The 24988-nt window shown below is 70.3% G+C and carries 15 protein-coding genes; 9 read left to right on the top strand and 6 right to left on the bottom strand.

All coding sequences use genetic code 11. From position 1 onward, the window contains the following. Positions 1-51 precede the first annotated feature (51 nt). Complete coding sequence (locus ABT095_RS02685; RefSeq protein ID WP_350527419.1) at positions 52-2778, top strand: SpoIIE family protein phosphatase; 2727 nt, start codon at positions 52-54, stop codon at positions 2776-2778. Here the strand turns inward: ABT095_RS02685 and ABT095_RS02680 are convergent. Next, positions 2766-5501, bottom strand: a complete 2736-nt coding sequence (locus tag ABT095_RS02680; RefSeq protein WP_350527418.1) for a PKD domain-containing protein — start codon at positions 5499-5501, stop codon at positions 2766-2768. The two genes, ABT095_RS02685 and ABT095_RS02680, sit on opposite strands and share 13 nt — an antisense overlap. A gap of 302 nt (positions 5502-5803) precedes the next feature. Here ABT095_RS02680 and ABT095_RS02675 point away from each other — a divergent pair, with 302 nt between their 5' ends. The 8 genes from ABT095_RS02675 to ABT095_RS02640 all read left to right on the top strand — a co-directional run bounded on the left by ABT095_RS02675 (position 5804) and on the right by ABT095_RS02640 (position 18329). Next, a complete protein-coding gene (locus tag ABT095_RS02675) occupies positions 5804-8338 on the top strand; it encodes a SpoIIE family protein phosphatase (protein WP_502884801.1) in 2535 nt (844 codons plus the stop codon). Between the two features lie 165 nt (positions 8339-8503). After that, complete coding sequence (locus tag ABT095_RS02670) at positions 8504-10216, top strand: ABC transporter family substrate-binding protein (protein WP_350527417.1); 1713 nt, start codon at positions 8504-8506, stop codon at positions 10214-10216. Positions 10217-10425: 209 nt separating this feature from the next. Next, positions 10426-12327 (top strand): translational GTPase TypA, encoded by a 1902-nt coding sequence (gene typA / locus ABT095_RS02665; RefSeq protein ID WP_350527416.1) that lies wholly within the window; start codon positions 10426-10428, stop codon positions 12325-12327. Positions 12328-12478: 151 nt separating this feature from the next. Next, entirely contained in the window at positions 12479-14113 is a 1635-nt protein-coding gene (locus ABT095_RS02660) for a peptide ABC transporter substrate-binding protein (RefSeq protein ID WP_350527415.1), read from the top strand. A 66-nt stretch (positions 14114-14179) separates the two neighbouring features. Continuing rightward, complete coding sequence (locus ABT095_RS02655; protein WP_350527414.1) at positions 14180-15103, top strand: ABC transporter permease; 924 nt, start codon at positions 14180-14182, stop codon at positions 15101-15103. 58 nt (positions 15104-15161) lie between these two features. Beyond that, on the top strand, positions 15162-16124 hold the full coding sequence (locus tag ABT095_RS02650) for an ABC transporter permease (protein WP_350527606.1): 963 nt from the start codon (positions 15162-15164) through the stop codon (positions 16122-16124). Positions 16125-16141: 17 nt separating this feature from the next. Beyond that, positions 16142-17206 (top strand): ABC transporter ATP-binding protein, encoded by a 1065-nt coding sequence (locus tag ABT095_RS02645; protein ID WP_350527413.1) that lies wholly within the window; start codon positions 16142-16144, stop codon positions 17204-17206. Continuing rightward, positions 17196-18329, top strand: a complete 1134-nt coding sequence (locus tag ABT095_RS02640; RefSeq protein ID WP_350527412.1) for an ABC transporter ATP-binding protein — start codon at positions 17196-17198, stop codon at positions 18327-18329. Before ABT095_RS02645 ends, ABT095_RS02640 begins: the two co-directional genes overlap by 11 nt. Before the next feature lie 55 nt (positions 18330-18384). Here ABT095_RS02640 and ABT095_RS02635 read toward each other — a convergent pair whose 3' ends face one another. The 5 genes from ABT095_RS02635 to ABT095_RS02615 all read right to left on the bottom strand — a co-directional run bounded on the left by ABT095_RS02635 (position 18385) and on the right by ABT095_RS02615 (position 24631). Then, the gene (locus ABT095_RS02635; protein ID WP_350527411.1) at positions 18385-19449 is read right to left on the bottom strand and encodes an ABC transporter ATP-binding protein; all 1065 of its coding nucleotides are present in this window, start codon (positions 19447-19449) and stop codon (positions 18385-18387) included. Between the two features lie 19 nt (positions 19450-19468). Continuing rightward, positions 19469-20536 carry an ABC transporter ATP-binding protein gene (locus ABT095_RS02630; protein ID WP_350527410.1) on the bottom strand — a complete coding sequence of 356 codons (1068 nt, stop codon included), beginning with the start codon at positions 20534-20536 and terminating at the stop codon, positions 19469-19471. A 67-nt stretch (positions 20537-20603) separates the two neighbouring features. Continuing rightward, positions 20604-21581, bottom strand: coding sequence for an ABC transporter permease (locus ABT095_RS02625; RefSeq protein WP_350527409.1), 978 nt, complete (start codon positions 21579-21581; stop codon positions 20604-20606). Positions 21582-21726: 145 nt separating this feature from the next. Next, positions 21727-23496, bottom strand: coding sequence for an ABC transporter substrate-binding protein (locus ABT095_RS02620; RefSeq protein ID WP_350527408.1), 1770 nt, complete (start codon positions 23494-23496; stop codon positions 21727-21729). A gap of 109 nt (positions 23497-23605) precedes the next feature. Beyond that, positions 23606-24631, bottom strand: a complete 1026-nt coding sequence (locus ABT095_RS02615) for an ABC transporter permease (RefSeq protein ID WP_350527407.1) — start codon at positions 24629-24631, stop codon at positions 23606-23608. Positions 24632-24988: the final 357 nt, after the last annotated feature.

Below are 24988 nucleotides of genomic sequence, written 5' to 3'. Positions count from 1 at the left end.
GTGAGGCGAGGCCCGGCCGCCGCACCGACCTGCGCACAGGAGGCCCCGTCGGTGTCGAGCACGGGTAGCAACAAGGGCAGCGCCGCCGCCCGGGCCCGCCTGCGCCGCCGGGGCCCGCAGTCGGCCCCCGAGCCGGGGCCGCGCGGTTCGACCCCGCCGATGCTGCGCCGCCGGCGCGAGGCCGCGCCGACCGCGCCGCAGCCGGAGCAGCCGCTCGCCACCCCCACCGTCCGGGGCCTGCCGACCGCCCCCTTCCCCGGCCCGCCCGCCGAGGCCGCCCTGCGGTACGGCCAGCAGACCGAGGGCAGCCTGCTGGACGTGGTGAAGGTCGCGATCGCCATCCTCGACACCTCCGGCCGGGTGGTGCTCTGGAGCCCGGCGGCCGAGCAGCTGCTCGGCTGGCCCAGCGAGCTGCTGGTGGGCCGCCGGATCGAGGAGCTGATGATCGACGAGCAGCTGATCGCCGACACCCGCGCCGCCATCCAGGACACCCTGCGGCACGGCAACTGGCACGGCCTCACCGCGCTGCGCCACCGCGAGGGCCCGCGCGTCCCGGTCGAGGCCCGGATCTCGCTCCTGGTCGACGGCGACGGCACCCCCTTCCTGCAGGTCGCGCTGGCCGAGGCGGCCACCGTCCGGGCCGTCGAGCGGGACCTCGCCGTCCGGGACGCGCTCTTCGAGCAGTCCCCGCTCGGCATCGCGATCCTCGACACCGACCTGCGCTACACCGCCGTCAATCAGACCCTGGCCGAGATGAACGGCCTCTCCGCCGAGGACCACGTCGGGCGCACCACGGGCGAGACCCTGCCCGAGCGGGCCGCCGACGAGATCACCGCGATCCAGCGCCAGGTGCTGGCCACCGGGGAGCCCGTCATCGACGTCACCCTCGCCGCGCCCTCCACCGCCCGCTCCGGCTTCCGCTCGATCTCCTACAGCCGGATGACCGACCGCGCGGGCAAGGTGCTCGGCATCTCCGGCACCGTGATGGACGTCACCGACCGCTACCGCGCGGTGGCCAAGGTCGAGCACGCCCGGCGCCGGCTCTCGCTGCTCAACGAGTTCGGCTCCCGGGTCGGCGACCTGCTCGACGCCTCCCGGATCGCCCAGGAGCTGGCCGGGGCCGTGGTGCCCAGGCTCGCCGACTTCGCCGCCGCGATCCTGCTGCAGGCCGTCGCGCACGGCGACGACCTGCCCCGGCACGGCCACGACCGCCGTACCTCGCTGCTGCAGCTCGGCGTCGCCTCGGTGCAGGACGGCGCCGAGGTCGAGGTGATGCTGCGCCGGGGCGCCCGGATCACCTTCGCCGAGGACTCCGCCTTCGGCCGGGTGCTGCGCACCGGCGTGCCCGAGCTGCTCACCTCCCCGGCCGAGCTGAGCGACCTCAGCTACCCGGGGGACCCGAAGGTGCAGGCCGCCCACGACCTGGGCGTGCACTCCCGCCTGGTCGTCCCGCTGCGCGCCCGGGGCATCGTGATCGGCCTGCTGGTGGTCAGCCGCTGCGGTTACCGCGAGGGCTTCGACCGGGACGACCTGGCCTTCACCGTCGAGCTGGCCGACCGGGCCGGCTCCTCGCTCGACAACGCCCGCCTCTACGCCCGCGAGCGCACCGCCGCGCTCACCCTCCAACGCACCCTGCTGCCCCAGCAGGTGCCCCAGCCGACCGGGGTCGAGGTCGCCTACCGGTACGTGCCCGGCAGCAGCGGCACCGAGGTCGGCGGCGACTGGTTCGACGTCATCCCGCTGCCCGGCGAGCGCACCGCCCTGGTGGTCGGCGACGTGATGGGCCACGGCCTGCGGGCCGCCGCCACGATGGGCCGGCTGCGCACCGCCGTCCGGACTCTGGCCGGGCTCGACCTGGCGCCGGACGTGCTGCTGCGGCACGTGCACGAGCTGGCCGACGACCTCGCCCAGGGCCCGGACGAGGCGCTGCTCGCCACCTGTGTGTACGTGGTCTTCGACCCGGCCACCCGGCGGCTGACCGCGACCAAGGCCGGCCACATCCCGCCCGTCCTGGTGGTGCCCAAGGAGCCCGTCGAGGAGATCCCCCGGATCGGCAGCGCGCTCACCGGCGGGGTCGGTCAGATCCTCGACCTGCCTTCGGGCGCGCCGCTGGGCGTGGGCGGGGTGCCGTTCGAGTCGATGGAGCTGGAGATCCCCGAGGGCAGCCTGCTCGCGCTCTGCACGGACGGCCTGGTCGAGAGCCGGGACAAGGACCTGGACGTCGGACTCGGGCGGCTGCTGAGCGTCCTGGAGCAGCCGTACGCCTCGATCCAGCAGGCCTGCGAGGCGGTGCTCGAGACGATGGAGCAGGGGCGCGAGCCGGACGACGTCGCCCTGCTGGTGGCCCGGCTCGGCCGGGGCCAGGCGGGCACCCCGACCGCCGGCTGGACGCTGCCCGCCGAGCCGACCGCCGTCTCCCGGGCCCGCCGTCTGGTGCGCGGCACCCTGACCGAGTGGGGCGTGGAGGAGCTCACCGACACGGCGGAGCTGCTGGTCAGCGAGCTGGTCACCAACTCCGTCCGCTACGCCAGCGCCCCGATCGGGGTGCGGCTCACCCTCGGCGACACCCTGCTGGTGGAGATCTCCGACCCGCTGCCCGACCCCCCGCGCGAGCGCCACGCGGCCGAGGCCGACGAAGGCGGCCGGGGCCTGGAGCTGGTCCGCCGGCTCGCGCTGCGCTGGGGCACCCGCGCGGAGGGGATGGGCAAGGTGGTCTGGTTCGAGCTCACCCTCGGCGGCGAGCCCGTACCTGAGGCGGAGAGTCTTTACGCGCTGTAGCCCTGGAGGTCGACCAGGAGGTCGGTGCGGCCGCTGAAGTTGTACACCTCGATGAAGCCGTCCGCCGAGACGGGCACCAGGGCGAGGTTGGGCACGGTCTGCCCGGCGGTGAAGTTCAGGATCGAGGTGCCCGGCCGGGAGGAGCCCGCCTGGTACGCGGTGAGGTAGCCCGGGGCGGTCGGGCCGACCGCGGTCAGGTTCACCAGGACGGCCTTCGTGTAAGCCGGGACGACGCCCGCCACCCTGATCCGCATGGTGCCCCCGGGGCCGAGCGCGCTGTGCGTGGTCCGGGTGTCCACCAGCCGGGTCGGGGTGACGGTGGTGAGCGGCCGGGTGTCCTCGCCGGGAGCGGCGTAGTAGCCCTGGAGGTCGGCGATCAGGTGCACGCTGCCGTTGTGGTTGTAGAGCGTGACGGTGCCGTCCGGGTCGATCGGGACGGTGACCTGGTTGGCGACGGTCTGCCCGACGGCGAAGTTGAGGCTGGAGCTGCTGGGCGGGTTCCCGTCGGGGGCGGCGGTCACGTAGCCGCTCTGGGTGGGCCGGGTGGCCGTCAGGTTGAGCACCACCGCGCGGGCTGCGTCCGGCAGCAGCCCGCTCCCGCGGACCTTCACCTTGACGGTGCCGCCCGCGCCCAGCGGGGTGCCGGGGCCCTGACGGGTGTCGAGCACCCGGGTCGGGGCGACGGAGCCGAGGTGGTTCCCGGCGCCGGCGGCGGGCATGGTGGTGCCGTAGTAGCCCTGGACGTCGGCGATCAGGTGGACGTCCCCGCTGAAGTTGTAGAGCGAGACGGTGCCGTCCGGGCCGACCGGGACGACGACGGCGTTGGCGACGGTCTGCCCGGTGGTGAAGTTGAGGCTGGAGACGGTCGGCCGGTCGGTGCCGGTCGGGTAGGCGGTGACGTAGCCGCCGGTCGTGGGCCGGGTGGCCGTCAGGTTGAGCAGGACGGCCGTCATCCCGCCGGCCGGCAGGCCCGCCACGCCCGCGACCTTCAGCTTGTGGACCCCACCGGGGCCGACCGGGGTGCCGGTGCCCTGGCGGGTGTCCAGGATCCGGGTGGGCTTGACCGGCGCGAACTCGGGGGTGACCGTCAGCGTCGCGGTCGCGGTGCCCGTGCGGCCCTGGGTGTCCGTCATCGTGGTCGTGACCCGGTAGAAGCCGGGCCGGGCGTACACGTGCGTCGGCTGGTCGGTGACGGGCGTCCGGTCGCCGTAGTCGAAGGTGGTGCGGGTGATCGGCCAGGGGCTCGCCACGGTGGTGACGGCGTGCACCGAGAGCAGGTCGGCATCCTGGGAGAGCTTCAGCTGGGGGGCGATCGGCGCCGTGCCGATGATGTCGACCGACAGGGTCCGGACGACGGTCTGGCCCGCGTCGTCCGTCGAGACGGCCCTGACCTGGTAGGTGCCGGTCCTGGGGAAGGTGTGCGTGAGCGGGCTGGTGGCCCCGGCCTCCACCGGGCTGCCGTCGCCGAAGTCGACCGAGGTCCTGATGCTGGTGGCCCAGGGTGAAGTGGCCTTGAAGTCGACCGTCGCGTCCAGCGGGTGGCTGATGTCGGACTTCGGTGTGACGCTCAGGCTCAGCGCGACGGGCGGGCGCTGGAACTCGGTGGCACCGCGGTCGTGGCTGCCGGTGCCGGGCACCAGCGGGTCGTGCACCCGGGCCAGCCCCCGCACGTCGGTGTCCGACTCCCCGGGGGCCTTCGGGTCGGCCGAGTCGATCACGACCGAGCCCTCGGTCGGGGTGGTGATCGAGGCGCGGTCGCCGGCGAGGTCGTGCGCGCCCTGGCCGGTGGCTCGGAACTCGGCCGGGGTGTCGTAGGTCTGACCGCCCCAGACGTAGGGGCGCGGCGCGCCGGTGGCGACCACGTTGTAGTCGGCCCTGGTACCGGTGGTCGAATCGGCGGCCACCGAGAGGCCGGAGGGGGTGGAGCCGCTCCCGGGCACGGGCACCACGGAGAGCACGTTGTTCTCGACGGTGGTCGCCGTGGAGCCGCCCGAGACCCGCACGGCAGCGCCCCGGGCATTGTCGACGGTGTTGCCGGTGACCACGGTGCCGTCGGCGCCGTCGACGGAAATGCCGTCCTTCACAGGGTCGGTGAGGACGTTGGTGGTGATCACGGCCCCGGTCACACCCGGGGTGACCGCCACGCCGACGCCGGCGCCGGAGGTCTGCAGCTGACTGTGGCTCAGGGTCACGTCGCTGCTCCGGCCGGTGATGCGGACAGCCGCGCTCTGCTCCGTCTCCTTGAGCGCGGTGCCCGTCGTGATGTCGTCCAGGACGACGTGCTGGGACCCGGTCACCTCCACCGCGCTCTTCGGCGCATTGGTGCTGACGTGCCGCAGGACCACGTCGTGCACGCCGGCCAACGTGAACCCGGTGTCGCTGCCGGTGACCGTGGCGGCCGGGTCATGGTTGTCCGGCCGCACGTCAGGGCCCTCGACGGTGATCGGAGCGCCGGGCCTGCCGGAGTGCGTGAGCCGGACGTCCTCCCGGTAGAAGCCGCCGCCGATGTGCACGGTCTGCCCGGCCTGGACGGCGGCCGTGGCGGCCGAGACGGTGCAGTACGGCGTGAGCCTGCCGCCCGCCGCGGGGGCGTAGTCCGAGCAGTTGACGGTGTTGTCGACGTACAGGTCGACCGTGTCGGCGTGGGCGACGCTGACCAGTGGCAGGCCGGCCGTGACGGACAGGACGAGAACGGCGACAGCGGTGGCGCGGTTGCGGCGCAAGACGGTTCCCCCGGGGTGGGCTGAGAAGTGGATGACATGAGGAGGGACAGTCGCGAAGTGCGGAAGGTTGTACGAAGAGTTTCCCGGGATTCTCCGTAGTCGAAAGTGTGTTCCCATCAGGGTGTGACGGTCGTGATCTTGTCTGCGGGCACGACGGTTCGGAGTGTCAGGGCCGGGTAATGGGCTCCCGGAGGTCAGCCGAGTCGATGTTGTGATGTAGCGGACGTGTCAGGCCCCGCTCGGATGATGAATACTCGGTCTTCTCGACATCCGGATGGGCACGGGTTGGAGGGGTCGGTCCGTTGAACAGCATCCCGGCATGGAGCGCGCCGAGCGGCAGCGACCATGCCGCCGTACCCGGACAGGCCGGGCCCGCCGAGGCCGAAGGCCTGCCGGGCGGCTGGGGCTACGGGCAACCGGGCTCGATCTACGACTACATCCGGGTCGCCACCTTCGCGATCGGGCCGGACGGTCTGATCAGCCAGTGGAGCAGCCGCGCCGCCGAGTTCTTCGGCGTCCCCGCCACCGAGGCGGTCGGCGCCGACCCGGTCACCGCCTTCGTGCCGCGCGAGCTGTGGCAGCGCGGCCGGTCCCGCCTGGAGCGCATCCTGGCCGGCGAGGAGTGGATCGGCACCGCCCCGTACCGGGACGGCGCCGGCAGCGAGAGCCTGGCCGAGCTGTACGTGATGCCGGACTGCGCCACCTCCGGCGCCGCCGGGGCGACCTGCCTGGCCGTGGACCTCGGGCGGCTGCGCCGGATCGAGACCGACCTGGCCGCCTCCGAGGCGGTCTTCGGCCAGACGCCCACCGGCTTCTTCCTCTTCGACCTCGACCTGAAGCTGCAGCGCGTCAACGACGCCTTCGCGGCCGGGATCGGCCTGCCCCGGACCGAGTTCGAGGGCCTCGGCCCGCACGACCTGTTCCTGCCGGGGGAGGCCGACCGGCTCGCCCTGGCGATGCGCAAGGTGCTGGCCAGCGGCGAGCCGGTGCTCGACCTGCGCTTCACCGGCACCGCCCCGCGGGTCGCCGCCGCGCCCCGCACCGGCCGCAGCGAGGGCGTGCGCCGGTGGGCGATCTCGCTCTACCGGCTGAACAGCTCCGCCGGGCACCCGATGGGAGTCGCGGGCCAGGTCCTGGACGTGACGAGCCGTCATGTCGCCGAGCGCGAGGCCGCCGGGGTCCGGCGCAGCCTCGCGCTGCTCAACGAGGCCAGCAGCCACATCGGTTCGACCCTCGACCTGGAGACCACCGCCAAGGAGCTGCTCGACGTCATCGTCCCGCAGTTCTGCGACCTGGCCAGCGTCGACCTCTACACCGCCCTGCTCAGCGGCGACGCGGGCCCGATCTCGGCCGGCCCCGGCCAGGCCGACGGCTGCGGCGAACTGCGCCGGGTCGCCGTCTCCAGCGTGGTCGGCGGCGCCGCCAGCGTGCTCGGCCCGGAGGGCACCGTCACCGTCGCCGAGGCCGGCGGCACCCTCTGCTACCCCCGCCGCTCCCCGCACGCCCGCGCCCTGCGCACCGGCCGCAGCGTGGTGCCCCAGCCCGGGCCCGACCCGCTGCTGCGCTCCACCCTGGTGGTGCCGCTGGTCGCCCGCGACCAGGTGCTCGGCCTGGTCCAGCTCTCCCGCGCGATCGGCAGCGAGCCGTTCGACGCGCGGGACGTCGCGATCGCCGAGGAGCTGGTGGCCCGCGCCGCCGTCTGCGTGGACAACGCCCGGCTCTACCGCCGCGAGCACGAGCGCGCCCTGATCCTGCAGCGCAGCCTGCTGCCCCCGGGCAACCCGGCCGCCACCGGCCTGGAGATCGCCCGCCGCTACCTGCCCAGCAACAACAACACCGAGGTCGGCGGCGACTGGTTCGACGTCATCCCGCTGCCGGGCAGCCGTACCGCCCTGGTGATCGGCGACGTGATGGGCCGCGGCCTGCGCGCCGCCGTCGCGATGGGCCAGCTGCGCACCGCCGTGCGCACCCTCGCCATGCTCGACCTCGACCCGGCCGAGGTGCTCACCGCGCTCGACGAGATCGCCCGCGGCCTCGGCGGCGACACCAGCTCACCCGGCGAGGACCCAGAGCTCTACCTCGCCACCTGCATCTACGCCGTCTACGACGCCGTCACCCAGCGCTGCGTCTTCGCCAACGCCGGCCACCTGCCGCCCGCCCTGCTCACCGAGGGCGAGCCCGCGCAGATGCTCGCCGTCCCGCCCGGCCTGCCGCTGGGCGTCGGCGGCGAGCCCTTCGAGGAGGTGGAGGTCACCCTCGAGGACGGCGCGGTGCTCGGCCTCTACACCGACGGTCTGGTCGAGTCCCGCAAGCACCAGCTGGACGAGGGCCTGCGGGCCTTCCGCACCGCCCTCACCGGCGGCTCCAAGCAGCTGGAGCAGCTCTGCGACGAAGTCCTGGACGAGCTCATCCCGCACCACGGCGAGGACGACATCGCGCTCCTGATGGCCAAGGTGCAGGCGCTGCCCGAGGACGCGGTGGGGGACTGGCGGCTCCCCTCCGAGCCCACCTCCGTCGCCAAGGCCCGCGAACTCGCCTGCGGCTGGCTGCTGGTGCGCGGCCTCGACGACCTGGTCGACACCACCGAGCTCCTGGTCAGCGAGCTCGTCACCAACGCCCTGCGGCACGGCCGCGGCGAGATCCGCCTCCGGCTCCTGCGCGACCGCACCATGGTCTGCGAGGTCTGGGACGACGGCTACGCCCAGCCCCGCCAACGCCGCGCCCAGGAGACCGACGAGGGCGGCCGCGGCCTCCAACTCGTCAGCCTCCTCGCCGAACGCTGGGGCAGCCGGCGGACTCCGAACGGCAAGATCGTCTGGTTCGAACTGACGATGTGACCCTTTCGCTGCGCGGGCCAGGTGCACTACCCAGGGGCGCGAGGAACTGCGCCCCTGGATGCTGCAACCGGGTGCTCCTGCGGACCTGTACGCCGTGTCCTCCGCGAGCTCCGCGCCATGCGGCGCTCTGATTGTCGGGTCAGCTGACCGACCGCCGGAGGAGCCATGCGCCGCCTTGCCGTTGCCGCCGCCGTCCTGCTGCTCTCCGCCTGTTCGACGGACCACGGCTCGTCGCAGACCGGCGCCGCCGGCATCACCACCGCGTCCCGCAGCCAGCTGCGGGACGGCGGCACGCTCCGCTGGGCCCTCGACACCGTCCCGGCCACGCTGAACGTCTACCAGCCCGAGGCCACCGCCGACTCCGCCCTGCTCGCCCAGGCCCTGCTGCCCGGCCTCTTCCGGCTGGACGAGCACGCCCACCCCTCCCCGGACGCGGACTTCCTGGCCGGAGCCGACGCCGCCCCCGACGGCAAGGCCGTCACCTACCGGCTCAACCCGAAGGCGGTCTGGAGCGACGGCACCCCGATCACGGCCGCCGACTTCACGGCCCAGTGGCACGCCCTGGCCGGCACCGACCCGGCCTTCCACGGCGAGCACCCGCCGGGCTACGCGGTGATCGGCGCCGTCGCCCAGGGTGACGACCCGCACCAGGTCAAGGTCACCTTCAAGCAGCCGTACGCGGGCTGGCGCTCACTCTTCAGCCCGCTCTACCCGGCCGCCGTGACCGCCACCCCGGCCGCGTTCAACCAGGCCCTGACCACCCCGGGCAAGTCGGCCGGGCCGTTCACCGTCGCCACGTACGACGCCGAGCACGGCCGGGTCGGCCTGGCCCGCAACCCCCGCTGGTGGGGGGAGACCGCCAAGGCGGCGGCGATCGACTTCCTGGCGACGGCGCCCGCCGCCCGGCTGGACGCCCTGGAGGGCGGCAAGCTCGACATCGCCGCCCTCACCACCACCGTCGACCGCGCGGTGCCCACGGGTGCCGCGGGCAACGCCGCCCCGCCGGACGCCGCCGCGCTGGCCCAGGCCAGCGCCCAGGCGCTCAAGCGGGCCGAGGCCCTGCCCGGCCTCGCCCTGCACCGGGCCCCCGCCGCGGCCCTCACCCAGCTGACCCTCAACGCCGCCCGGGGCCCGCTCACCGACACCACCGTCCGCCGGGCCCTCGCGCACGCCGTCGACCGCGGCCAGGCGGCCGCCGCGGCGCTCGGCCCGCTGGGCCTGCCGGCCACCGCGCTCGGCAGCCACCTGCTCCTGGCCGGCCAGGAGGGCTACCAGGACAACAGCTCCAGCGCCGGCACCGAGGCCCCGGCCGCCCTGCTCGACCGGGCCGGCTGGAAGACCGAGGGGCAGACCCGCCACAAGGACGGCAAGGAGCTGGCCCTGAGCCTGCTCGTCCCGGACGGCTCGGTGACCGCCCGCCGCACCGCCGACTCGATCGCGGCCAACCTGGCCGCCGTGGGGGTGGCGGTCCACCTGCAGCCCGTCCCCTTCGACGCCTTCGTCAAGGACCACCTGGCCACCGGCGACTACGACCTGGCCCTGTTCTCCTGGCCCGGCGCCGCCGATCCGGCGGCCGAGGAGCGCGCCCGCTACGCCAAGCCCCAGCCCGGCCCGGACGGCCTCCCCCTGGTCGGCCGCAACTACGCCCGCGCCGGCACCGAGGAGATCGACCACCTCTTCGACCAGGCCACCGCCACCCTGGACGAGAAGTCCCGCCTCGCGCTGCTCCAGCAGGCGGACGCCCGGATCTGGCAGCTGGCCCACTCCGTGCCGCTCTACCAGCGCCCCGATCTGGTCGCCGTCCGCACCACCGTCTCGAACGCCGGCGCCTTCGGCTTCACCACTCCGCGCTTCCAGGACATCGGCTTCCGGGCCTGACCAGGGCGGCTTCCGGGCCTGACCAGGGCGGCTCCCGGCGTTGTGATCTTGAGCGCACCCGCCCGTCCGGACCTGCCCGTTTCCTCGCCGTTGGGATGTTCCCCGTACGATAGGAGGAAGCCGTGCCATGTCGTGCCCGGCGGGTGCCGGTAGTTCGCAGATGGTGAGCCGGGCGCCGAAACCCACGATTCCGGGAGAATCAGCTAGGCATGCCCACGCGCAATGACATCCGCAACGTCGCCATCGTCGCCCACGTCGACCACGGGAAGACCACCCTCGTCGACGCGATGCTGAAGCAGGCCGGCGCCTTCGCCGCCCACCAGCAGCTCGACGACCGGATGATGGACTCGAACGACCTGGAGCGCGAGAAGGGCATCACCATTCTCGCGAAGAACACGGCGGTCAAGTACCACCCCAAGGACGGCGGCGCGCCGATCACCATCAACATCATCGACACCCCGGGCCACGCCGACTTCGGTGGCGAGGTCGAGCGTGGTCTGTCGATGGTCGACGCCGTCGTGCTGCTGGTCGACGCCTCCGAGGGCCCGCTGCCGCAGACCCGCTTCGTGCTCCGCAAGGCGCTCTCCGCCCGCCTCCCCGTCATCCTGTGCATCAACAAGACGGACCGCCCGGACTCCCGGATCGACGAGGTCATCAACGAGACCTACGACCTGTTCCTGGACCTGGACGCCGACGAGGACCAGATCGAGTTCCCGATCGTCTTCGCCTGCGCCCGTGACGGCGTCGCCTCGCTGACCAAGCCGGAGAACGGCACCGTCCCGGCCGACTCGGACAGCCTGGAGCCGTTCTTCTCCACCCTGCTGGAGCACGTCCCGGCCCCGACCTACGACGAGGACGCGCCGCTCCAGGCCCACGTCACCAACCTGGACGCCGACAACTTCCTCGGCCGCATCGCTCTGCTCCGCGTCGAGCAGGGCTACCTGAAGAAGGGCCAGACCGTCGCGTGGATCAAGCGTGACGGCTCGATCCAGAACGTCCGCATCTCCGAGCTGATGATGACCGAGGCGCTCACCCGCAAGCCGGCCGAGCAGGCCGGCCCGGGCGACATCTGCGCCGTCGCCGGCATCGGCGACATCATGATCGGCGAGACCCTGGCCGACCCGGAGAACCCGGTCGCGCTGCCGCTGATCACGGTCGACGAGCCCGCCATCTCGATGACCATCGGCACCAACACCTCGCCGCTGGTCGGCAAGGGCGGCTCCGGCAAGGGCGCCGACGCCAAGTCGGCCGTCAAGGACCGCAAGGTCACCGCGCGCCAGGTGAAGGACCGCCTGGACCGCGAGCTGATCGGTAACGTCTCGCTGCGCGTGCTGGAGACCGAGCGTCCGGACGCCTGGGAGGTGCAGGGCCGTGGTGAGCTGGCGCTCGCCATCCTCATCGAGACCATGCGTCGCGAAGGCTTCGAGCTGACCGTCGGCAAGCCGCAGGTCGTCACCCGCGAGGTCAACGGCAAGACCCACGAGCCGGTCGAGCGCCTGACCGTCGACGTGCCCGAGGAGCACATGGGTGCCGTCACCCAGCTCATGGGCATCCGCAAGGGCCGGATGGACAACATGTCCAACCACGGCTCGGGCTGGGTCCGGATGGAGTTCGTCGTCCCGTCCCGTGGTCTGATCGGCTTCCGCACCGAGTTCCTCACCAACACCCGCGGCACCGGCATCGCGCACTCGATCCACGAGGGCTACGAGCCGTGGTTCGGCACCCTGACGACCCGTAACAACGGCTCGCTGGTCGCCGACCGCTCGGGTGTCGTCACCGCCTTCGCGATGACCAACCTGCAGGAGCGCGGCGTGCTCTTCTGCGACCCGGGTACCGAGGTGTACGAGGGCATGATCGTCGGTGAGAACTCGCGCTCCGACGACATGGACGTGAACATCACCAAGGAGAAGAAGCTCACCAACATGCGTTCCTCGAACGCCGATGTTGCCGAGTCGATCGTCCCGCCGCGCAAGCTCTCGCTGGAGCAGTCCCTGGAGTTCTGCCGCGAGGACGAGTGCATCGAGGTGACCCCGGAGACCGTGCGCATCCGCAAGGTCGTCCTGGACGCCAAGGACCGCGGCCGCACGGCCTCGCGCGCCAAGAAGGCCTGACCTTCCGTCAGCCCGTCGGGCCCACAGTCCTCGCGACTGTGGGCCCGACGGCGTTTCAGGCGGCACCCATCCGGCGGTACTGCGGTCGCGCCGCCGTCGCCCGGCCCTTCTCATGGGGTGTGATGCGTCATACATCCCGAGGAGGAGTTCCATGCCTGCAGCTGTCCGAGTGCGCTGGGCCGTGATCGCGGCAACATCCGTGGCCCTGGTGGCCACCGGGTGCAGCAGTAGTAAGAGCAGCAGCGGTGGCGGCGGAAATGCCAGCGGCATCGTCCAGGCGTGGTGGGGTGACCCGCAGAACCCGCTCGAGCCCGTCAACACCAACGAGGTGAACGGCGGCGCGGTGCTCAACATGATCTTCACGGGCCTGGTCGCCTACGACCCCAAGACCAGCAAGCCCAGCAACGCCAACGCCGACTCGATCACCTCGTCCGACCAGCAGAACTGGACGGTCAAGCTGAAGCCGGGCTGGAAGTTCAGCGACGGCACGACGGTGACCGCGAGCTCCTACGTGGACGCCTGGAACTACGGCGCGCTCGCCACCAACAAGCAGCTGAACAGCAGCTTCTTCCAGTACGTCCAGGGCTATGACGACGTCGCGCCCGCCAAGGGCAGCCCCAAGGCCCAGACCATGTCCGGCCTCAAGGTCGTCGACGACAACACCTTCACCGTCGCGCTGACCCAGAAGTTCTCCACCTGGCCCTCGACCCTGGGCTACTCGGCCTTCTACCCGGTGCCCAAGGCCTTCTTCTCCGACCATGCGGGCTACCTCAACAAGCCCATCGGCAACGGCCCGTACGAGATCACCTCGTGGACGCGCAGCCAGAAGATGCAGCTGCGGCCCTTCGCCGGCTACAGCGGCGACCAGAAGGCCAAGAACGGCGGGGTGGACCTCAAGGTCTACACCGACACCAACGCCGCCTACGCGGACCTCCAGGCGGGCAACCTGGACATCGACAACGGCATCCCGAACAGCGCGCTGAAGACCATCCAGACCGACCTCAACGGCCGGTACCTGAACGTCCCGGCCGGCATCATCCAGACCATCTCCTTCCCGCTGTACCAGCCGCAGTGGAGCACCGACGGCGCCAAGCTCGTCCGCCAGGGCCTCTCGATGGCGATCGACCGGCCCACCATCACCAAGGTCGTCTTCAACGGCACCCGCACCCCGGCCACGGACTGGACCTCGCCGGTGCTCGGCGCGGCCGGCGGCTACAAGGAAGGGCTCTGCGGCGACGAGTGCACCTTCAACGCGGCGAAGGCCAAGCAGCTGATCCAGCAGGGCGGCGGCATCCCCGGCGGCCAGCTGACCATCAGCTACAACGCCGACGGCCCGCACAAGGAGTGGGTCGACGCGGCCTGCAACAGCATCAACAACGTCATGGGTGACACCAAGTCGTGCGTCGGCCGGCCGGTGGGCACCTTCGCGGACTTCCGCAACCAGGTCACCACCAAGCAGATGACCGGTGCCTTCCGGACCGGCTGGCAGATGGACTACCCGCTGATCCAGGACTTCCTGCAGCCGCTCTACTTCACCAACGCCTCGTCGAACGACTCGCACTACAGCAACCCGCAGTTCGACGACCTGGTGAGCAAGGCCAACGCCAACGGCGACCAGGCGGCGGCCGTCGGCCAGTTCCAGGACGCCGAGAAGCTGCTGGTCACCGACATGCCGGTGATCCCGCTCTGGTACCAGAACGGCACCGTCGGCTGGTCCTCGAAGGTCTCGAACGTGACGCTCGACCCGTTCAGCGTCCCGGTCTACAAGGACATCACCGTCAAGTAGTCGGCAGCGGCGGCTGGGCCCGGTGGGTCCGGCCGCCGCCTTTCCGGCGGCCCCCTGGAGGTTCGCATGGGACGCTACGTCATCAGACGCCTGCTCCAGATGATCCCGGTGTTCATCGGGAGCACCTTCCTCATCTTCGTCATGGTCCACGCGCTCGGTGACCCGGTGAACGCGCTCTTCGGGGACAAGGCCCCGGACCCGGTCATCGCGGCACAGATCCGTGAGCAGTACAACCTCAACGACCCGCTCTGGCTCCAGTACCTCAAGTACATGGGCAAGCTGTTCACCTGGGACTTCGGGAACACCTTCAGCGGCCAGTCGGTCACCTCGCTGCTGGCCATCGCCTACCCGGCGACGATCAAGCTCACGGCGGTCGCCTTCACCATCGAGGTGGTCTTCGGCATCGGCTTCGGCCTGATCAGCGGGCTCCGCCGCGGCGGGATCTCGGACAACAGCGTGCTGGTCCTCACCCTGGTCGTCATCTCCATCCCGACCTTCGTCACCGGTTACGTGCTGCAGTACCTGCTGGGTGTGAAGTGGAACTGGTTCCCCGCCACGGCCGGCGAGGACCTGACGCTGGACTCACTGATCATGCCCGGCCTGGTGCTGGCCTCGGTCTCGCTCGCGTACGTCGCCCGGCTCACCCGGACGACCGTCGCGGAGAACTCCAAGGCCGACTACGTGCGCACCGCGACGGCCAAGGGCCTGCCGCGCCGCCGGGTCGTGATCAACCATCTGCTGCGCAACTCGCTGATCCCGGTCGTCACCTTCCTCGGTACCGACCTGGGCGCGCTGATGGGCGGTGCGCTGGTGACCGAGCGGATCTTCAACATCCACGGCGTCGGGTTCTACCTGTACCAGGGGATCGTCCGCCAGAACACCAACACCGTGGTCGGGTTCGTGACCATCCTGGTCATCGTCTACCTGGCCGCCAACCTGCTCGTCGACCTGCTCTACGCGGTCCTGGACCCGAGGATCCGGTATGCCTGACCAGGACAAGTACAACGAGTCCGACCCGCTCGCGGAGGCCGGCAACGAAGAGCTGGACATGCCGAGCGCGGTGGAGAGCCGGCAGTTCGACCTCGGCACCATGGAAGCGCAGACTTTAATCAAGGCGGAGCGGTTGGAGGACCACCCGGAGACGCCGACCGTCGACGAGCGGGTCGAGGCGCGCAGTCTCTGGCAGGACGCCTGGCGGGACCTGCGCCGGAACCCGATCTTCATCATCTCCGGGCTGCTGATCATCTTCCTGGTCGTGATGGCGATCTGGCCGGGCCTGTTCACCTCGGTGGACCCGCTCAAGTGCGACCTGTCGAAGTCCCAGCAGGGCGCCGAGTCGGGGCACCCGTTCGGCTTCGACAACCAGGGCTGCGACGTCTACTCCCGTACCGTCCACGGTGCCCGCGCCTCCATCACGGTCGGCGTCTGCGCCACCGCCGGAGCCGCGCTGACCGGCACCGTGCTGGGCGGTCTGGCCGGCTTCTTCGGCGGCTGGACGGACTCGGTCATCTCGCGGGTCGCCGATGTCTTCTTCGGCATCCCGATCCTGCTCGGCGGTCTGGTCTTCCTCTCGGTCGTCCCGAGCAAGTCGATCTGGATCGTGGTGGCCTTCATCGTGGTGCTCGGCTGGCCGCAGCTCGCCCGCATCGGCCGGGGCGCCGTCATCACCGCCAAACAGCAGGACTACGTGACGGCGGCGAGAGCGCTCGGGGCCGGCAACGCCAGGCTGATGCTGCGGCACATCCTGCCCAACGCCGTCGCACCGATCATCGTCGTCGCCACCATCGCACTGGGGACCTACATCGCGCTGGAGGCCACCCTGAGCTTCCTCGGGGTCGGGCTCAAGCCGCCGACGGTCTCCTGGGGCATCGACATCTCCTCGGCCGCGGAGACCTTCCGCAACGCGCCCCACACGCTGCTGTACCCGGCCGGGGCGCTCAGCCTCACCGTGCTGGCGTTCATCATGCTCGGTGACGCGGTCCGTGACGCTCTCGACCCCAAACTGCGCTGAGAGAGGCCAGACCAGCCATGAGTACCAGTCTGAGCAGTCCGTCGCACGCCCCCCGGGGGGAGACGGTCGACACCCAGGACGCTCCGCTGCTCGACGTCCGCGACCTGCACGTGGAGTTCCGGACCAGGGACGGTGTGGCCAAGGCCGTCAACGGGGTGAACTACTCCGTGCGGGCCGGTGAGACGCTCGCGGTGCTGGGCGAGTCGGGCTCCGGGAAGTCCGTCACCGCGCAGGCCGTCATGGGCATCCTGGACAGCCCGCCCGGCCACATCACCGAGGGCGAGATCCTCTTCAAGGGCCGCGATCTGCTCAAGCTGGGTGCCGAGGAGCGCCGCAAGGTCCGCGGCGCCCAGATGGCGATGATCTTCCAGGACGCGCTGTCGGCGCTGAACCCCGTGCACAGCGTCGGCGCGCAGCTCGGCGAGATGTACCGGGTGCACCAGGGCGCCTCCAAGAAGGACGCCAAGGCCAAGGCGGTCGAGCTGATGGACCGGGTGCGCATCCCGGCCGCCAAGCAGCGGGTCGGCGACTACCCGCACCAGTTCTCGGGCGGCATGCGCCAGCGCATCATGATCGCCATGGCGCTGGCCCTGGAGCCGGACCTGATCATCGCCGACGAGCCCACCACCGCCCTGGACGTCACCGTGCAGGCGCAGGTGATGGACCTGCTCGCCGAGCTGCAGGCCGAGTACCACATGGGCCTGATCCTGATCACCCACGACCTCGGCGTGGTCGCCGACGTCGCCGACAAGATCGCCGTGATGTACGCCGGCCGGATCGTCGAGACCGCCCCCGTGCGCGAGCTCTACGCCCGGCCCGCGCACCCGTACACCCGGGGGTTGCTGGACTCCATCCCCCGCCTGGACCAGAAGGGCGAGGAGCTCTACGCGATCAAGGGCCTGCCACCGAACCTGTTGCGGATCCCGCCGGGTTGCGCCTTCAACCCCCGCTGCCCGCGCGCCCAGGAGATCTGCCGGCAGGAGATCCCCAAGCTGTTCCAGGTGACCGAGGACGACGGGACGGAGCCGGCCGGGCGTGGCAGCGCCTGCTTCTTCTGGAAGGAGACCCTCCATGACGAGTAACGGAGCCAGCGCACTGGGTGCTCCAGTGCCGCAGTCGGCGGCGTTCGAGAAGGAGGTGGCGTCCGGCGAGCCGATCCTCGAGGTCCGCGACCTGGTCAAGCACTTCCCGCTGACCGAGGGCATCATCTTCCGGAAGCAGGTCGGCGCGGTCAAGGCCGTGGACGGCGTCTCCTTCGACCTGGTCCAGGGCGAGACGCTCGGCATCGTGGGGGAGTCGGGCTGCGGCAAGTCGACGCTGGCCAAGGTGCTGATGAACCTGGAGCCGGCCACCAGCGGCTCGGTCCGGTACAAGGGCCAGGAGATCTCCAAGCTCTCGGGTGCCGCCCTGAAGGCCGTCCGCCGGAACATCCAGATGGTCTTCCAGGACCCGTACACCTCGCTCAACCCCCGTATGACGGTGGGTGACATCATCGGCGAGCCGTACGAGATCCACCCGGAGGTGGCCCCGAAGGGGGAGCGGCGCAGGGCCGTGCAGGACCTGCTGGACGTGGTCGGGCTCAACCCGGAGTACATCAACCGGTACCCGCACCAGTTCTCCGGCGGGCAGCGCCAGCGGATCGGCATCGCCCGCGGGCTGGCTCTGAAGCCCGAGATCATCATCTGCGACGAGCCGGTCTCGGCCCTGGACGTCTCGGTGCAGGCCCAGGTGATCAACCTGCTGGAGAAGCTGCAGGACGAGTTCAACCTGTCCTACATGTTCATCGCCCATGACCTCTCGATCGTCCGGCACATCTCCGACCGGGTCGGCGTGATGTACCTGGGCAAGATGGTCGAGCTCGGCACCGATCTGGAGATCTACGAGCACGCCACCCACCCGTACACCCAGGCGCTGCTCTCGGCGGTGCCGGTGCCGGACCCGACGGCGCGCGACTCCCGGGACCGGATCGTGCTGGAGGGCGACGTCCCCTCGCCGGCCAATCCGCCCTCCGGCTGCCGGTTCCGGACGCGGTGCTGGAAGGCCCAGGAGATCTGCGCGGTGGAGGAGCCCCCGCTGATCGTCCGGCCGGGGCTCCAGCAGCTGGCGGCGCACGACTCGGCCTGTCACTTCGCCGAGGAGCGCGAGATCGAGCTCAGCGCGGAGGAACGGCTCGGGAAGCCGGACCCGAACGCGCAGGAGCAGTAGGAAACCCCGGAGGGGCGAGGAACCAGGTTCCTCGCCCCTCCGGGGTTCGTGCCGCTTACTTCGCGTCGCGCGGGGCCGGGACGGCCGCCGCCCCCTCCTCGGGGAAGTGGCAGGCCGTCAGGTGGCCCTCGGCGTTGCCGGAGAGCTGGACCAGCGGCGGCTCCTCCGTCACGCACTTGTCCTGCGCCTTCCAGCAGCGGGTGCGGAAGCGGCAGCCGGACGGCGGGTTGATCGGGGAGGGCACGTCGCCGTTGAGGCGGATCTGCTCGCGGTGGTCGTCCGGGTCGGCCTCGGGGACGGCGGAGAGCAGGGCGTGGGTGTACGGGTGCCGGGGGCTCTCGTACAGCGACTTGCGGTCGGCGATCTCGACGATCTTGCCGAGGTACATGACCGCGACGCGCTGCGAGAAGTGCCGGACGACCGCGAGGTCGTGGGCGATGAAGAGGAAGGCGATGCCGAGGTCCTTCTGCAGCTCCTGCAGCAGGTTGACGACCTGGGCCTGGATCGAGACGTCCAGGGCCGAGACCGGCTCGTCGGCCACGATCAGCTTCGGGTTGAGCGAGAGCGCGCGGGCGACGCCGATGCGCTGGCGCTGACCGCCGGAGAACTCGTGCGGGAAGCGGTTGTAGTGCTCGGGGTTGAGACCGACGGTCTCCAGCAGCTCCTGGACCCGGCGCTGGACGCCCTGCGGCGGGTTGATGCCGTTGATCTCCATCGGCGCGCCGATGATCGCACCGACGGTCTGGCGCGGGTTCAGCGAGGAGTACGGGTCCTGGAAGATCATCTGGATCTCGGACCGGATCGGAGCGAGCTCCTTGCGGTTCGCGTGCGAGATGTCCTTGCCCTGGTACTTGATGGTGCCGGCCGTGGGCTCGTAGAGCCGGGTGACCAGGCGGCCCAGGGTCGACTTGCCGCAGCCGGACTCGCCGACCAGGCCGACCGCCTCCTGGGCGGAGACGGTCAGGTCCACGCCGTCGACGGCGTGCACGGCGCCGACCTGGCGCTTGAACAGGAAGCCGTCCATCACGGGGAAGTGCTTCTGCAGCCCGGAGAGCTCCAGCAGGGTCTCACCGGCAGGGGTCTTGGCGCCGGCCTTCTCGAGGGTCAGTTCGTTGCTCATGGTGGTTAACCGGTCCCTCTCAGCCGAGCCGCGGCTGGATCTGGTCGATGAAGATGTCCTGCTTCTGCCCGGAGGACAGGTGGCAGGCGGTGGCGTGACCGCCCTGCGGGGAGAGCGGCGGGCGCTCGGAGGTGCACTTGCCGCCCACGACCTGCTCCATGTGGTCGCAGCGCGGGTTGAACGGGCAGCCCGTCGGCAGGTTGATCAGGCTCGGCGGGGTGCCGCGAACCGGGGTCAGCGGGACGTCGACCGGGCCGGAGAGGCTGGGCATCGAGGAGAGCAGGCCCCAGGTGTAGGGGTGCTGCGGCTTCTTGAGGACCTCGCGGACGGTGCCGCGCTCCACGGCGCGACCCGCGTACATCACCATGACGTTCTGCGCGGTGCGGGCCACCACGCCGAGGTCGTGGGTGATCAGGATGATCGCGGTGCCCATCTCCTGCTGCAGGTCCTTGAGCAGGTCGAGGATCTGCGCCTGGACGGTCACGTCGAGCGCGGTGGTCGGCTCGTCGGCGATGACCAGGGCCGGGTTGCAGACCAGCGACATGGCGATCATCGCGCGCTGGCGCATACCGCCGGAGAACTGGTGCGGGTAGTTGTCCACCCGGGTCTTGGGCTGCGGGATGCCGACCTTGGTCAGCATCTCGATCGCGCGGTCCCGGGCCTCGGACTTGCTGGCGCCGGTGTGCTTCTGGAAGGTCTCGCCGATCTGCTTGCCGATCGTGTGGAACGGCGAGAGCGCGGTCAGCGGGTCCTGGAAGATCATCGACATGGTGTGGCCGCGGAGCTTCTCCAGCTCACGGTTGGTGGCCCCCACCAGCTCCTGGCCCTGCAGCTTGATGGACCCGGTGATCTCGGTGTTGACCGGGTTGTGCAGGCCCAGGATGGCCAGGTTGGTCACCGACTTGCCGGAGCCGGACTCACCGACGATGCCGAGGGTGGTGCCCGCCTCCAGCTCGAAGGAGAGGTTGTCCACGGCCCGGACCACGCCGTCCTCGGTGCTGAAACGGACCGAGAGGTCGCGGACGGAGAGGAAGGACGAGCTGCCGCCGGAGGCGGTCGCTCCCTCGGGCTTGGCCTGGGTGGTCATGGACAGGGCTCCTCGGTGTGGTACGTGAGGTCGGAACTGCGGGGCGGCCAGGTGTGTCGGCCGGGGGTCAGGCCAGACGGATGCGCGGGTCGATCATGGCGTAGACGGCGTCGACGATGATGTTGAACAGCACGATCAGGAAGGACGCCACCATGGTGACACCGACCAGCATCGAGAGGTCCGACTGCTTGTACGAGTCGATCGCCAGGCCGCCGAGGCCGTGCAGGTTGAACGTGGTCTCGGTGATCACCGCGCCGCCGAGCAGGACACCGAGGTCGATGCCGAAGACGGTGACGATGGTGCCCATCGCGCCGCGCCAGGCGTAGCGCAGGAAGACCGCACGGCCCGACATGCCCTTGGCGCGCGCCGTCCGGACGTAGTCCTCGGAGAGCTGCTCGACCATCGAGGAGCGGGTCATACGGGTGTAGTTGGCGGTCCAGATCAGCGAGAGAACGATCCACGGCACCAGGAGACCGCCGGCCCAGCCCAGCGGGTCCTCGGTGAAGTTCACGTAGGTCGGCAGGCTCAGCCAGTCGGTGGAGTAGCAGAACGCCCAGAGGGCCAGCGGGCCGGCGACGTAGATCTGCATCGAGGAGGCGAGCAGCGAGGCGGAGCTGGCGATCTTGTCCACGGCCTTGCCCTGCTTGAGGGCGGCCAGCATGCCGGTGCCGACACCGAAGATGACGAAGATGATCGCGGAGCCGATGGTCAGCGACAGCGTGGTCGGGAACCGGTCGAGCAGCGTGTGGGTGATCATCTCCTTCTTGTCGAAGGAGTAGCCGAAGCAGGGGGCGCTGCAGTGGCCCGCCGAGTAGTCACGCCCGACGAAGATGCTCGTCAGCCAGTCCCAGTACTGCTCGGGGACCGGCTTGTCCAGGTTCATGCTGTGCCGGATGAGGGCCAGGTTCTCGGGGGTGCAGACCTTGCCGCAGGAGAGGCGCGCCGGGTCCGCCGGGATGGCGAAGAAGAGCGCGAAGGTGACCATGCTGATGATCAGCAGGATGACGATGGCGCCGAGTGAACGGCGGACGAGGAAACGGAGCATGGGTCGGGCTCTCCTGATCGGGGCGCCGGCTGCGAGTGCGGTGGGCGGAGCAGGGCGGGTGGGGCAGATGGGCCGGAGGCCGGGGCCCGGCGCGCCAGGGTGAGGCGCGCCGGACCCCTGCCGGGGTTACCGCGAGGTGCTGAGATCAGCTCTTGACGAAGATGTTCAGCGGGTACTGCAGGCCCTGCATGGAGTCGAAGGTGACGCCACCGAGGTTGGAGCCGTACAGGCTCAGCGAGCGCTGGTACACGTCCGGGATGGAGACGGCCTTCTTCTGCAGCATCTGGTCGATCTTCGCCCAGGCCTTGCCCTGCTCGGTCTGGTCGGCGATCTTCACCGCGGCGTCGATGGCCGAGTTGATCTCGGGGTCGTTGACGTGCGCGTAGTTCGAGGCGCCGTCAGCGATCGCGCGACCGTCCCAGACCGGCTGCAGCGAGGTGTAACCGGTCGGCCAGTCGGCGCCCCAGCCACCCCAGTACAGGTCGTACTCGTTCTTCACGACACCGATGGCGTCGTAGTAGGTCTTCGGGTCGAGCGGCTTCGGGACGAACTTGAAGCCGGCCGCCTCGAGGGCGATGCGGATCGCCTCGGTGACCTTCTGGTTGGTCGGGGTGTTGTTGTAGGCGTAGACGATCGTCTGGCCGGACTTGCCCGCGTCGGCGAGCAGCTTCTTGGCGGCCTCCGGGTCACCCTGCGGCTTCTTCAGGGTGTCGAACGGGTCGGACGCCTCGTAGCCGAGGACGGTCGGGCTCATGTAGGTCGTGGCGTAGTCACCGTAGCTGGTGCCACCCTCGATCTGACGGGTCTGCTGGTGCGGGAAGGCCCGGATGAGCGCCTCGCGGACCTTCGGGTCCGTGATGCGGGTGTTGTTGATGAAGTAGTAGTCCACGTACGGCGTGAGGCCGTTGAGGGTACGGTCCTTCAGCTTGGTGTCGTTCTTGACCTTGTCCACGAACTCGGCCGGAACGGTCAGGTGGAACGAGAAGGCGTTCTTGTCCGTGCCGTTGTCGGCCATGAAGCGCTGGGCGCCGTCCTTGCCCTGGACGCCGAACTCCATGTGCCACTTGTCCGGGTACGCGTTACGGATCGGGTCCGTCTTCGGGTCCCAGTTCGGGTTGCGCTCGAGGTCGAGCGACTTGTCGGTGACGTGCTCGACGATCTGGTACGGGCCCGAGGAGAACGGCTTCTTGTCGTACGCCTCCTTGGTGTCGTGCGCCTTCGGCACGATGCCGTAGCCGGTCATCGCGAAGGTGAAGTTCGCGTCCGGGTGGGCGTCCTTGAAGGTGTAGACGATCGTCTTGGCATCGGGGGTCGCGACACCCGGCAGGTCGCCGGCGTCGGGGCCCGCGTAGGCCTTGCGGTAGTCGTCGCCGGCCAGCCAGGTCTGCAGGTAGGTCGGGCCGGACTTGATGAACGACTGGAAGGTGCGCTCGATCGAGTACTTGACGTCGGCCGAGGTGATCGCGGTGCCGTCCTGCCACTTCACGCCGTCCTTCAGCGTGAACTTCCAGGACTTGCCACCGTCGGTGGTGGTGCCGGTGTCGGTGGCGAGGTCACCGACGAGCTTCTGCGAGCCGTCCGCGGCGACCTTGTAACCGGTCAGGCCACGGGTGAAGAGGAGGGAGACCTCGGCGTTGGTGTTGAGGTACACCTGGGCCGGGTCGAGGTGCGAGAAGTCGTCACGGTCGATCATGTTGACCGTGCCGCCCGGCTTGGCACCCGCCTGCGGGACGGCCGGGCCGGTCGAGTCGGCAGCGTTGCCGACGGCGATGGAGGCGACCTTCGCGGTGGGGGTGGCGGCAGCAGCACCGTTGGCGCCGCCACCGGACTTGCTGCTGGAGCAGGCGGTGGTGACGGTGAGAGCCCCGACAACCATGACGGCGGCTGCGAGCCTCGCCGACTTACGTGCGTTCATGTTCATCCTGCCTGTTATGGAAGATGCCTGGTGATTCGGTGGGTTGCCCGGGGCGGGCGTGCCGATCCCCCCGGAGACTTTGGGTGGTGAAGCCGCGACTGGCGGACCGTCAGCGCTTGGTCTTCGGGTCGAAGGCGTCTCGCACGGAGTCGCCCAGGAGGTTGAAGGCAAGCACGAAGATGATCATCGCGAGACCGGGGACGAGGAGGAAGGTGATGTCCGTCTGCAGGTAGTCCGCTGCGTTGGCGAGCATCCGGCCCCAGTCGGGGGTCGGCTCGGTGATGCCGACGCCGAGGTAGGACAGACCCGCCTCGGCGGTCACGAAGGCCGGGAGCGCCAGGGTGGACTGCACCAGGATCGGGGTCCACAGGTTGGGCAGGAGCTCCTTGAAGATGATCCGCATCGGCGAGGCGCCGGTGACCTTGGCGGCCTCGACGAACTCGCGCTCACGCAGTGAGAGCGTGGTGGCGCGAAGGATGCGGGCCAGCGACATCCAGCCGAGGCCGGAGAGCACCAGGGTGACCGCGATGAACGGCAGCCAGGTCGGGGTGGCCTCGTCGTTGGCGACGAACAGGCCCAGCACGATCGGCATGGTCGCGACCAGGAAGATCTGCGAGGGGAAGGACATCAGGATGTCGATCACCCGACCGATGAAGTAGTCGGTCTTGCCGCCGATGTAGCCGGCCACCAGGCCGAAGACGATGCCCAGCGCGGTGGTGAGCAGCGTGGTCGCGAAGGCCACGATCAGCGAGGTGCGGATGCCGTAGACCAGCTGCATGAAGATGTCGCGGCCGAGCTGCGGCTCCAGGCCGAGCCAGTGGTCGCCGCTGATGCCGCCGGTGCCGAACGGCATGCCGGAGTCGCTCAGCAGGCTCGGGTCGTTCTGCCCGTACGGCGTGGTGGCGTCCTTGCCGTAGAGCATCGAGATCAGCGGGGCCGCGATCGCGATCAGGATGAACAGCAGCACGACGATGGCGCTGATGACACCCGTGCGGTCGCGCTTGAAGCGGCGCCACATGAGCTGGCCAGGGGACAGCCCCCGGAAGACCGCGGCGTTGGTGGCCTCGGTCTGGCTGGGGGTGTCGGCCGTCCCGAGGGTGTCGGCCTCGGTCTCGGCCTGAGTGGGGTTAGTCATGGTGCTGGAGCTCCCGCCCGGCGTGTAGCGGCTGCAAAAAAGGTGATCGCACGGACTCTCGCAAGTCGTTTATCGAACGTCAAGAGTTCCTCAGTTGCTGGCCGCGCATTTCCTGCATTGTGCTGGAATGTCAACCACTTCGTAGTTCCAGACCTCTTGACAAGCCTCGACTGAGACGGACAAATCCGGACATACCGGCATCAGAGCTGTTCACGCGTCCGTAACGCGACTCGGCCGGGTCCGTTATCAGGACGCGATGGCCGCCCTTGGGTCGACTTGACGCGCGTAGATCAAGTGCCCGATATGTCCCGAATCCGCCGTATGCCCCTGGGCTTCAGGTGTCCGACTATCGGACAG

It is taken from the genome of Kitasatospora sp. NPDC002227 (assembly GCF_040296285.1).
GTDB lineage: Bacteria > Actinomycetota > Actinomycetes > Streptomycetales > Streptomycetaceae > Kitasatospora.
Note: the sequence above shows the minus strand (reverse complement) of the source record. Positions and strands in the feature narration are given on the sequence as shown.